The organism is Aeromonas sp. S9(2024) (assembly GCF_041403185.1).
Taxonomy (GTDB): Bacteria; Pseudomonadota; Gammaproteobacteria; order Enterobacterales; family Aeromonadaceae; genus Aeromonas; species Aeromonas enteropelogenes.
In genome coordinates this window covers 17861-27983 of the sequence record NZ_JBGLRE010000018.1, presented here as the reverse complement: position 1 = coordinate 27983, position 10123 = coordinate 17861, and the positions used below count along the sequence as shown (strand labels likewise).

At 60.0% G+C, this 10123-nt stretch carries 9 protein-coding genes and 2 tRNA genes; 6 read left to right on the top strand and 5 right to left on the bottom strand.

The window, feature by feature from the left end:
• The first annotated feature begins 25 nt into the window (after positions 1 to 25).
• Together ACB028_RS20160 and ACB028_RS20155 are read left to right on the top strand one after the other, a co-directional pair.
• Positions 26 to 101 (top strand) — tRNA-Lys (locus tag ACB028_RS20160).
• Positions 102 to 119: 18 nt separating this feature from the next.
• A tRNA-Val gene (locus tag ACB028_RS20155) sits at positions 120 to 195 on the top strand.
• A gap of 255 nt (positions 196 to 450) precedes the next feature.
• On the opposite strand, the gene ACB028_RS20150 is transcribed toward ACB028_RS20155, so the two are convergent.
• Positions 451 to 1764, bottom strand: a complete 1314-nt coding sequence (locus ACB028_RS20150) for a sodium-dependent transporter (RefSeq protein ID WP_371145052.1) — start codon at positions 1762 to 1764, stop codon at positions 451 to 453.
• 410 nt (positions 1765 to 2174) lie between these two features.
• Here ACB028_RS20150 and ACB028_RS20145 point away from each other — a divergent pair, with 410 nt between their 5' ends.
• Complete coding sequence (locus tag ACB028_RS20145; RefSeq protein ID WP_201981108.1) at positions 2175 to 2894, top strand: ABC transporter substrate-binding protein; 720 nt, start codon at positions 2175 to 2177, stop codon at positions 2892 to 2894.
• A 3-nt stretch (positions 2895 to 2897) separates the two neighbouring features.
• Here the strand turns inward: ACB028_RS20145 and ACB028_RS20140 are convergent, their stop codons facing one another.
• Positions 2898 to 4211, bottom strand: coding sequence for a sodium-dependent transporter (locus ACB028_RS20140; RefSeq protein ID WP_225633362.1), 1314 nt, complete (start codon positions 4209 to 4211; stop codon positions 2898 to 2900).
• Between the two features lie 237 nt (positions 4212 to 4448).
• Entirely contained in the window at positions 4449 to 5288 is an 840-nt protein-coding gene (locus tag ACB028_RS20135; protein ID WP_371145051.1) for an isopenicillin N synthase family dioxygenase, read from the bottom strand.
• A gap of 206 nt (positions 5289 to 5494) precedes the next feature.
• On the opposite strand from ACB028_RS20135, the gene ACB028_RS20130 reads away from it, so the two are divergent.
• Positions 5495 to 6058, top strand: a complete 564-nt coding sequence (locus tag ACB028_RS20130) for a DUF2799 domain-containing protein (protein ID WP_371145050.1) — start codon at positions 5495 to 5497, stop codon at positions 6056 to 6058.
• Between the two features lie 31 nt (positions 6059 to 6089).
• Here the strand turns inward: ACB028_RS20130 and ACB028_RS20125 are convergent, their stop codons facing one another.
• On the bottom strand, positions 6090 to 6908 hold the full coding sequence (locus ACB028_RS20125; protein ID WP_371145049.1) for a Cof-type HAD-IIB family hydrolase: 819 nt from the start codon (positions 6906 to 6908) through the stop codon (positions 6090 to 6092).
• A 207-nt stretch (positions 6909 to 7115) separates the two neighbouring features.
• Positions 7116 to 8369: an MFS transporter gene (locus ACB028_RS20120; protein ID WP_371145048.1), complete on the bottom strand. Its 1254-nt coding sequence runs from the start codon at positions 8367 to 8369 to the stop codon at positions 7116 to 7118.
• 200 nt (positions 8370 to 8569) lie between these two features.
• On the opposite strand from ACB028_RS20120, the gene ACB028_RS20115 reads away from it, so the two are divergent.
• Positions 8570 to 9193 (top strand): metalloregulator ArsR/SmtB family transcription factor, encoded by a 624-nt coding sequence (locus ACB028_RS20115; RefSeq protein ID WP_225633358.1) that lies wholly within the window; start codon positions 8570 to 8572, stop codon positions 9191 to 9193.
• 307 nt (positions 9194 to 9500) lie between these two features.
• Complete coding sequence (locus ACB028_RS20110; RefSeq protein ID WP_005304871.1) at positions 9501 to 9977, top strand: Lrp/AsnC family transcriptional regulator; 477 nt, start codon at positions 9501 to 9503, stop codon at positions 9975 to 9977.
• The last annotated feature ends 146 nt before the right edge of the window (positions 9978 to 10123 follow it).

Here is a 10123-nt window from a genome sequence, read left to right as displayed (position 1 = left end):
ACCAGTTTTAAAAAATGATACAGATGGGTCGTTAGCTCAGTCGGTAGAGCAGTTGACTTTTAATCAATTGGTCGCTGGTTCGAATCCAGCACGACCCACCATCATTTAGCAGTATCCCAGGTCGTTTAGCTCAGCTGGGAGAGCACCTCCCTTACAAGGAGGGGGTCACTGGTTCGAGCCCAGTAACGACCACCATATTTGCAAGAATGCTGAAACCTGTAGCAATGTTTCAGAAAAAATCCCCACTCAGGTGGGGATTTTTTTTGCCTGTCGTTCGGCGTGCCGGCTGTTCTTCTGCCGCATTGCAGCCTCTCTTTTCTTCGCCTTACTGCCACCACCCGTCGTCATCAACTTGACGGCCTGCGGCTATATTCGCTTGCTTTACCAAGGTTCACCCAGGATTCCGGACAAGAAAAAAGGGCAGGCCAGGGCCTGCCCTCTGGCATGGGCTTACAGGATGCCGCGGATCAGGATCCCGGCGATCAACAGGGGGGCCACGATGCGCCAGCACCAGAGCAGAGCGAGCCGCAAGGCAGGTGACAGCCCGGTCGGCAGGATGCGTTCCCCCAGCCGCCAGCCCAGCAGCAGGGTCAGCACCAGACCAAACAGCGGCATCATCAGATTGGAGGTGAGGTAGTCGAGCAGTTCGAAGATGGTCTTGCCAAACAGGGTCAGATCGCTCCAGGGGCCGAACGACAGGCTGACCGGGATGCCCGAGGCCATGATGAGCAGGGTCAGCACCCGGCAAGCCCCACGGCGTGACCAGCCCCACTCTTCGGTGGTGAAGCGCACCAGGTGCTCCAGCATGGAGATGGAGGAGGAGAGGGCAGCGACCAGCAGCAGCAGGAAGAAGACTATCCCCAGTCCCTGACCGAACGGCAGATGGTTGAATACCGCAGGCATGGTCATGAAGGTCAGCCCCGGGCCTGCTGCCGGATCGATGCCGGTCGATGCCAGCGCCGGGAAGATCATCAGGCCCGCCAGCACCGAGATGAAGCTCGCCAGAGTGACCACCCAGACGCCTGAGCGCACCACCCCCTCGCTATTGGGCAGGTAGGCGCCATAGGTGGTGTGTACCCCCAGACCAATAGAAAGGGAGAAGAAGGCCAGTCCCAGCGCATCCAGTACGCTCTGGCCGGTCAGCATGGTGAAATCCGGCAGCAGCAGCTGGCGCACCCCAGCCATGGAGCCAGGCATGGAGAGACCCACACAGACCAGCAGCAGCATCATGACGAACAGGGCCGGCATCATCCAGCGCAGGGCCCGCTCCACCCCTTTCTGGATCCCGCCCTGTACGAACCACCAGGTCAGCCCGGCAAATATCAGATGGGTCAGCACAGGCCACCAGGGATTGCTGACATAGCCATTGAACAGGGCGGTGAGGGCGCTTCCCTCGCTCAGGTTGAGCTGGCCACTCACGGCCAGTGCCGCATAGCCGACGGTCCAGCCGCCGACCACGCTGTAGAAGCTGTATATGAAGAAGCCACACAGGATCCCCATGTACCCCATCCAGCGCCAGTTCGGACCCACCAGTTTGCGGAAGGCGCCGAGCACCCCTCGCTGACTATGGCTGCCGAGCAGGGTTTCGCCGACCTGCACCGCCACCCCCAGGGTGAAGCTGAACAGCAGAAACACCAGCAGGAAGGCGCCCCCGCCATTGGTGGCCGTCACATAGGGAAACTTCCAGATCGCGCCAAGGCCGATCGCCGTGCCAGCGGCTGCCAGCACATGACCAAGACGGGAAGACCACTGAACCTGACTCATGCAACCTCCGGGTAATGCAACATCGAATCGATACTCCTTGGGCAAACAACAATATGGGCAACAACAAAAAAGGCCGCCCGAGGCGACCTATGCAATGAACTTTCAGACAAGCTGTGCGTGCAAGGTCACCTCTCTTGCGAGCTAAAAAATCGACCAAACAGCACGAGGATGGCAGACATGAAGAGATGACCCGAGCAATAAACCGAGTCGACAGCCTAAACTATGGAAAGAAAAATTGACACATAAAATAAAAAATTTTTATATGTGGCTATCTCGCCATTTTCCCACAGGGCGATCATCGGGCAGCCTCTTCGCTACCTTGTCCTTGATGGCTGGGGGATAATCACCCTCGTTTCCTATGGCGTGCGTGGCCGCAAGCCGGCATCGCAGCAGCAAAGGCAGGATTGCATATGAAATGGATCTTCATCCCCTGGTTGTTCCTCAGCCTGAGTCTCTCGGCCCAGCCAGCCCTGACGCTGCTCAGCCATGAGCTCCCTCCCTTTACGTATCTCCATGAGGGCAAGCTGGATGGGCTGGCCGTGCGACTGGTGGAAGAGGTTCAGCAAGAACTGGGCGAGCATCAACCTATCCGGGTCTATCCCTTCAAACGTGGGTTGGCACTGACCAGGCTGGAGCCGGGCTATGCACTGTTTGTGACCCAATGGACGCCGGAGCGGGCTCCCCATTACAAATGGGTCGGGCCGCTTTTTCTCAATCGGGTCGTGATTTACCAGCCTCCCGGCATCCGGCAAACGCTGACCCGGCTGGACCAATTGCGTCATCTGCCCAGAGTCGGGGTGGTGCTGGGCAATGCCGATGACGAGCGGTTGACCCGGGAGGGCTATACCAATCTGGTTCGTTATCAGACCGTAGATGAAGCCTTGCAGCGCCTGCTGCTTGGCAAGATAGACGCCCTGCCGGTAGGGGAGATGGTGCTCGATGCCGCGCTGGAGCGGCTGGGCCTGTCTGCCAAGAGTGTCACTAACAGCGGGGTCATATTGCACGACTCCTGGTTGTATCTCGCCTTTGGCAAGTCACAGGATGATGCCGTGATTACTCGTTGGCAGGCGGCCCTCGACAAGGTCAGGGCCGCCCATCGCGAAGGCAGGCTCCCTGACCACAAGCGCTGAGGATCAGACCAGTCCTCGCACCAGGATCCCGCCGATCAGCAGCGGTGCCAGCCAGCGCCAACCATTCATCAGCAGGTGATGCCAGTGGGCTGCCAGCCCCTGCGGCAGTGCCTTGCGTCCCAGCTTCCAGCCCAGCAACAGGGTCACCATCAGGCCGAACAGCGGCATCATCAGGTTGGAGGTGATGAAATCCAGCAGCTCAAAGATGGTTTTGCCAAACAGGGTGGCATCTTGCAGGGGGCCGAACGACAGGCTGACCGGAATGCCGTTGAGCATGATGACCGCCGTGATGGCGCTGCAGGCCTTGCGACGGGACCAGCCCCAGCTCTCGCACAGGAAGCACTGCAGGTGCTCCAGCAGGGAGATGGCAGAGGAGAGGGCGGCAAACACCAGCAGGCCGAAGAAGATGACCGCCAGCCCCTGGCCGAATGGCAGCAGCTGGAACACAGCCGGCATGGTCATGAAGGTGAGGCCGGGCCCTGCCGCCGGATCGATGCCGGTCGCGGCCAGCACGGGGAAGATCATCAAGCCGGCCAGTACGGCGATCATGCTGGCCAGCAGCACGACCCAGAGGCTGGAGCGCCCGACCCCTTCGCTGGAGGGCAGATAGGCGCCATAGGTGGTGTGAATGCCAAGGCCGATGGAGAGGGAGAAGAAGGCCAACCCCATGGCATCCAGCACACCGGACATCCCCAGCTTGCTGAAATCGGGCATCAGAAAGTGGCGTACACCCGCCATGGCATTAGGCAGGGTCAGGCCAAATGCCACCAGCATCAGGATCATCAGGAACAGGGCCGGCATCATCCAGCGCAGGGTGCGCTCCACCCCGCGCTGGATCCCCCCTTGCACCACGATCCAGGTGAGGGCGGCAAACAGCAGGTGGGTGAGGATGGGCCAGGTGCCATCGCTAACGTAGTCATTGAAGCGGGCGGTGAGGGCGGCAGCATCCCCCTGGTTGAGCTGACCCGAGATGGCCATGCCGGTGTAGCCCAGGGTCCAGCCTCCCACCACGCTATAGAAGCTGAAGATGAGCAGGGTGCAGAGAATGCCCATGACGCCGACCCAGCGCCAGCGCTTGCCGAGCAGTTCGGAGAAGGCGCCCACCACCCCGCGCCGGCTCATGCTGCCGAGCAGCGTCTCCCCCATCAGCACTATGACCCCCAGGGTGAAGCTGAACAGCAGGAACACCAGCAGGAAGGCGCCCCCGCCATTGGTGGCCGTCACATAGGGGAACTTCCAGATAGCGCCGATCCCCACTGCGGAGCCGGCGGCGGCTAGGATATACCCGAGGCGGGATGACCATTGGGACTGCTTCATAAGAACTCCAATCGAGCGCCCCTTGGTGGGGCTAGAAAGTAGGGTCTGAAAATGGGGCTGGAACGGCACTCAGATTACGGAGGGAGGCGGGCAATCACAACGACGCTTATGGGGATGAAAACAGAGTTTTTGGCATGATTAACCAATAAATCATATCTTTGTATGCAATCATGCCAAAAAATAAAAACCGGAGCGTTTTTGCTCCGGTTTGAGGTCTGGTTGGCGTGTCGCGTCGGGTCAGATCACCCCCAGCTCCCGCAGCCGCTCCATCAGGTAGCTGTGGGCGGTATGACGCTCGGAGAGCACTACGTCCGGCCGCGGATGGAGGAACAGCGGCAAGGAGATGCGCGACTTGCTGGCACTGCCGCCGGTCGGGTTGATGACGCGGTGGGTGGTGGAGGGGTAATAGCCACGGGAGGCCTCTTGCAGCATGTCACCAATGTTGATGATGAGGGTGCCAAAATCGCACGGCACGTCCATCCACTCGCCGTCGGAACCCTTCACCTGCAGGCCAGGCTCGTTGGCAGCGGGCAGTATGGTCAGCAGGTTGATGTCCTCGTGGGCGGCGGCGCGGATGGCGCCCGGCTCCTCGGTGCCGTCGAACGGCGGATAGTGCAGCACCCGCAGCAGGGTCTTCTGGCTCTCTTCGATCATGGAGGAGAGCGGGCAGCTGTAGTGGGCGGCGATGTCGCTCGGGGTGTACTGCTCGACCCAACCCAGCAGCTCGGCGGCCAGGTTGTTGGCGAGGGCATAATACTCCATCGCCTGATCCTTGAGCTCTGCCGGCATCTGACCCCAAGGGTAGATGTGGAAGTACTCCTTGATGTCTTTCTGGCTGTGGCCCTTGGCCACCTCGGAGACCGACGGCGGGAAATAGCCGTCCTGGGTCTCGCGATTGAACAGAAAATCCTGTTTCTGCTCGCTCATGAAGAAGCGATACCAGTTGTCATAGATGGACTGCACCAGCTCCTTGGGGATGGGGTGGTTGGTCAGTACCCCGAAGCCGGTGGTTCGCAGGGATTCGGTAAAGCGCTGCGCCGCATCGGGCGAGCGGTAATCGACGGTCAGGACTTTCATTATTTTTGTTACATGCCAGTTAAAAGATGGCGCAGTGTACCCCGCACGATGCGCCAAGGAAAGCGGGCCGAGAGCCCGGTTCAGGCAGACAGTAAATAGTGACGAAAAAGTCAAAAAAAGGTATCCGTCAGAACCCGCCTCCATCCCTTGTCCCGACCCGGCATCCTCACTAGAATGCCAGCCACTGTCTTTTCCAGAGCCCTCTCATGTCCCCCAAGATCCTGTTGTTGACCCTGCCCTTGCTGCTCGCCGGTTGCAGCTCGCTGTCGGAAGAGGAGTGCCGTTCCATGAGCTGGTACAACCTGGGGTATCAGGATGGAGAGCAGGGCAAGAGCCGTCAGCAGGCGCGGGACTATGTTGCCACCTGTGGCGAATATGGTCTCAGGGTGGATGAGGGGGAGTGGCGGCGGGGTTACAACAAGGGGCTGGAGCTCTACTGCATTCCGGAACTCGCCTATAGCAAGGGCAAGTCCGGCGTCACCTACCAGGGGGTATGTCCCAACGATGCCAGCTTCCTGCAGCAGTATCAGCGCGGTTATCAGGAATATCAGCTGGAAACCCGCCTGAGCGAAATTCGCAACGAGCTGGCCCGCAGCGAGCGGGAGATCGATCAGCTTGAGCGCAGCATCCGCAGCGAAAAGGATACCCAGCAGCGGCAGTACTACCGTGACAAGCGCTATCGCGCTATTCGTCATTACGAATCCCTGCGCCGCGAATATGATCGGCTGCGCTTTCCGGATCGGGTGATCCAGTTCTCCTTCGGAGGCTGAACCGGTCCGGCAGAACCGGCCCAGCACCTGGTCAGGAGAGTACCCAGCGCTGCAGCGCCAGGGCGATACCGTCCTCGTTGTGATCAGCGGTGACCCGATCCGCAGCCGCCTGGATCTGTGACGCCGCATTGCCCATGGCGACCGCCAGCCCGACCTGTTCGAACATGCTGAGGTCGTTATTGTTGTCGCCGAAAGCCACCACGTTTTCCATCGCGATCCCCTCACTTTCGGCCCACTGGGCCAGCCGGTTGCCCTTGCTGCAACCCGGTTGCACCAGCTCTACCGCGTAGGGGGCCGCCCAGTCACGGGTGAAGGGCATGGCATCCACCACCTCGCTCATGAAGGTGTGCAGGCGAGCCGGATCCTGGTTGAACAGCTCCAGCTTCCAAATTGGCTGCGCCAGCCAGCTTGCCGGATTGTCTGCCGGCAACAGAGAGACCTTGAGATGTTCCGGTTGCCGGGCTGACCAGTGGCGGATCCGGGTAACGTGCTCCTCGCAGCCAAGAAAGCCAATGCCTTCGCTTAAGTGAAACAGGGCCCCCATCGCCTGGGCCTCAATCTGTCCCAGTAGCTGGTCAAGGGGGGCGATCGCCAGGGGATCGCCATCCAGGATCCGATCTTGCTCCGGATCGTATAGGTAGGCGCCGTTGCTGCAGATGATGGGGGTATCGAGCGCGAGTTCGTGATGGAAGGGGCGCGCCGTCATGAAGTGGCGCCCGGTCACCAGCAGCACCTTGATGCCCCGGGTACGAGCCTGATCAAGAGCCGCCCGGGTAGCAGACGAGATCTTGTGATCCCGGGTCAGCAGGGTGCCATCCATATCAAGAGCAATGGCCTGAAAATTACTCATATCATCTCCAGCAATGTCGGTCCGAGCGAGGTGCCATACCATCTCGCGGCGAATGGGTTGTCCGTGTCGGTTATTGGTTCATTCCGGAACCGGCATCCGACACGGGACAAGGCTTCTACCCTCCCAAACCCGATGTGCGGATGCAAGTCCTGACAGGGAGCCGGACGGCAATCTGTGATCTGGCGGCAGTGCAGACTCTTTACTTCCTCACTCCGCCTGCACTTCAAGCCGGTTCGGCGCAGCTGCCACTGGTTGTCGCCGATCGGCCCGTCTGCGCAGGCCATAGAAACCGGCAGCACATAGCACACCGCAGAGGGCGGCCAGATAGAAGGGCCATTCGGTGCCTGCCAGCAGCACCAGGCTGCCAACCACGACCGCCAGTATCTCGCTGCCTACCGCCAGGCCGCGGTAAATGCCCATCGCCTGCCCCTGTTGTTCGGCATGGCTGCGGTTGGAGATGGCTACCGAGGTCGCCAGCTCTCCGAGGCTCATGCCGATGCCGGCGGGGATAAAGGTCAGCGCCAGTCCCCACCAGTGGGTCGGCAGCACGAACATCAGCATGCCTGCCGCCATCACCAGGTGGCCGACAATCCCCAGACTGCTGCCACGCCAATGGCGGGCGAGGCGGGAACCCAGCCAGGAGCCCAGCATCATGGGCACGCTCACCAGTACGGCGGCCTGTGCCAGCTGCACCGGATCCCAGGCCAGCCGCTCCACCAACCAGACGTTGAAGTAGGTGAAATAGAGCTGCACGGCGCCATAGCTGAGCAGGGTCAGCACGAAGTAGGGCAGCAGAGCGGGTTGCAACAGCAGCTCACGGGAAGAGAGGGAGGGCGCCTGCTGGCGAGTGGCCGCCGGTGCCTGGTTGGGGAGCAGCCAGTACGCCAGCAACAGGTTGATGGCGGTCATGGCTACCGCCAGCCAGGCGGCCAGGCTGTAATCCCCTGAGATCACGGCGGCGTAGCCGCCTATCATGGGGCCCAGTACCCAGCCCAGATTCATGCCGATGTTGATCCAGGCGAAGCTGCGCGCCTTGGTCTTGGTGGTGCTCAGATCCGCCGCCATTGCCTGGACGATGGCGATATTGCCGTTGAAGAAGCCTTCCACAATCCGGCTCAGCAACAGCAGTGGCAGGGAACGCCAGGCGATCCCCAGCGCCATCAGGGCATACCCCGCCAGCACGCCGATCAGGCAGAGTGTCAACACCGGCTTGCGGCCGTGGCGATCCGACTGTTTGCCCAGCCAGGGGGAGCCTACCAACTGAAACAGCGGATAGAGCCCCATGATGACGCCGAGCCACACCTTGCGGCTCCAGTCCGACGTATCCGGCGTCAACATGCCCTGCGCCGGATCCAGCAGCAGCGGCGCCAGCACGGGTGATGGCAGGCTGAAACCCGCCACCGCCAGTGTCACCGTCATCACCAATACCCAGAGAGTTGCCTGTCCTTTGCATGCTTCCATGTTAGTCTCATTAAATAAAGTTATTGGTTTATTTATGTTGGGTGAGAAGCAACATTAAGTAAAGTGAATAGTTGATTTAAAAAATCACACTTCCCATAATGAGCCCATGGACACCTGCACCGGCAAGCTCCTGATCAAGGAGCCATAGCGCCTCGGAGCGTACTTATCGATAACCCAGTGTCGATAGCGAGAGTCACTCAATGAATGCCAGTACCGACAAGATCCTGTTCTTGCTCAAATCCCATGGTCCCCAGAGTGCCGCCGCACTGGGAGAGCAGTTGCAGATGACATCCATGGGCGCCCGCCAGCATCTGATGGCGCTGGAGGCCGAAGGCTGGGTGGGGTTTAGCGACGAGGCTCGTGGTCGCGGCCGTCCGGTGAGGCTGTGGCACCTGACCGAACAGGCCTGGCAACGCTTCCCCGATACCCACAGCGATCTGACTCTGCAGCTTATCGACAACATCCAGCAGCTATTTGGCGAGGTTGGCATGGAGCGGCTGATCCTGCAGCGGGAGCAGCAACAGCTGGCTCGTTATCAGGCGCATCTGACCCAGGCCGGGCTGGCCGACAGGTTGATTGCATTAAAGGCTCTTCGCACACGTGAAGGCTATATGGCGGATATGCGTCAGGAGGAGGATGGCAGCTGGCTGTTGTGGGAGAGTCACTGCCCCATCTGCGCCGCCGCTCGGGCCTGCCGGGGATTTTGTCGCAGTGAATTGGAGATGTTTCGCCAGCTGCTGGCGCCGGCCGAGGTCGAACGGGAGCAATACCTGCTGGACGGGGATCACCGCTGTCTCTACCGGATCCGCCCAGTAGGGCCTTGATGCAGGAAGCCAGAAACAACAAAGCAGGCGCCGGGATGCCTGCTTTGTTGCCTTCGGGGAGGGGATGCTCTCGTTCCAGCCCGTCTGTTCCCGATAAGGTTGGACGGCTGATGGGGCTCTTGACCCGGTAAGGTCCTTCACCGCAGAGACCTGGTTGGGCATCTGCTTTACCACCGGAAGATGTAACCATAGTATCCCTCCTGGGGCGGTGAGTGGTTGCAAAGCGAGCAGTTATTTCGGTTGTTTTTGCAATAGTTCACCCTTAATCTAGAAAAAGTGGATTAGTCATTGCAACGAGGATGGGTGAATGCTGAAACTTGATCGCATAGACAGACATATTCTTGAGCTGATGCAGGAGAACGGCCGCATCAGCAATCTGGAACTGGCCGAGCTGGTTGGCCTCTCACCTTCCCCCTGTTCCCGCCGGGTCAAGGCTCTGGAAGATGCAGGCCTCATCGACACCCACGTTACTCTGCTCAACGCCCGCCAACTGGGTCTGACCCTCACCGCCTACATTCACATCTCCATGGACAGGCATACGCCGGAGCGGTTCGAGAATTTTGACCGGGCCATCAGTGAGCTGCCAGAGGTGCTCGAGTGTGACCTCATCACAGGCAACGATGCCGACTATCAGCTCAAGGTGGTGGTGCGTGACATGGAGCACTACCAGCACTTCCTGCTGGACAAGCTGACCCATATTCCGGGGGTGACCGGAGTGCGTTCCAGCTTCGTGTTGCGCCGGATCAAGCACAAGACGGCGCTGCCGCTCAACCATCTGGGTTAGGCTCCTTACTCTGCGCCGGGTGGAAAGGGTGCCTCCTTCACCCGGCCATCTCTGCCTCATGCGGATCGTCTTGTGGCAGTTGATGGCCCGCATGGTGCATTTGCCCTTCCTCTTTCCCGTGTCCTTCCAAGATGATGAAATGTATC

Excerpts from the sequence above, each read along its gene's own strand:
- ACB028_RS20115 (WP_225633358.1), top strand. The coding sequence starts at position 8,570 with ATGAATGCCAGTACCGACAAGATCCTGTTCTTGCTCAAATCCCATGGT.
- ACB028_RS20130 (WP_371145050.1), top strand. The coding sequence starts at position 5,495 with ATGTCCCCCAAGATCCTGTTGTTGACCCTGCCCTTGCTGCTCGCCGGT.
- ACB028_RS20125 (WP_371145049.1), bottom strand. The coding sequence starts at position 6,908 with ATGAGTAATTTTCAGGCCATTGCTCTTGATATGGATGGCACCCTGCTG.
- ACB028_RS20135 (WP_371145051.1), bottom strand. The coding sequence starts at position 5,288 with ATGAAAGTCCTGACCGTCGATTACCGCTCGCCCGATGCGGCGCAGCGC.
- ACB028_RS20110 (WP_005304871.1), top strand. The coding sequence starts at position 9,501 with ATGCTGAAACTTGATCGCATAGACAGACATATTCTTGAGCTGATGCAG.
- ACB028_RS20145 (WP_201981108.1), top strand. The coding sequence starts at position 2,175 with ATGAAATGGATCTTCATCCCCTGGTTGTTCCTCAGCCTGAGTCTCTCG.
- ACB028_RS20120 (WP_371145048.1), bottom strand. The coding sequence starts at position 8,369 with ATGGAAGCATGCAAAGGACAGGCAACTCTCTGGGTATTGGTGATGACG.
- ACB028_RS20140 (WP_225633362.1), bottom strand. The coding sequence starts at position 4,211 with ATGAAGCAGTCCCAATGGTCATCCCGCCTCGGGTATATCCTAGCCGCC.
- ACB028_RS20150 (WP_371145052.1), bottom strand. The coding sequence starts at position 1,764 with ATGAGTCAGGTTCAGTGGTCTTCCCGTCTTGGTCATGTGCTGGCAGCC.